At 66.8% G+C, this 334-nt stretch carries 1 protein-coding gene; it reads left to right on the plus strand.

The genetic code is table 11. The features are described from left to right. A partial coding sequence (locus J0695_RS42845) for a PASTA domain-containing protein (protein WP_206970183.1) occupies nt 1-228 on the plus strand: 228 nt, incomplete at its 5' end. Nucleotides 229-334: the final 106 nt, after the last annotated feature.

A 334-nucleotide genomic window follows, 5' to 3' on the forward strand; every position in this document is an offset into this window, starting at 1 on the left:
GAGAAGGCCGGCTCCACCATGCCGAACTTCGTGGGGAAGTCCGTCAAGGTCGCCCGCCAGGCGCTCGACGCTTCCACCAGCATCACGGTCGACGACGTATCAGGCCAGGACCGGATGGTGCTCCTTGAGTCGAACTGGCAGGTCTGCTCGACCGACCCGGCGGCCGGAGCGAAGCTCGACGGGCAGCCGGTGACGATCGGGGCCGTCAAGTTCGGCGAAAGCTGCTGACCGCGTGCCGGATCCGGCACAGGTCGGTACCCCGGTCGTAAACCCACGGAGGTGCTGGTTCGAGCCGAATCACGGAGCGGGTGACTGGACGAGCCCACGAGACTAG

The sequence above is a fragment of the Streptomyces beijiangensis genome, assembly GCF_017315755.1.
In the GTDB taxonomy this organism is placed as follows: Bacteria; Actinomycetota; Actinomycetes; order Streptomycetales; family Streptomycetaceae; genus Streptomyces; species Streptomyces beijiangensis.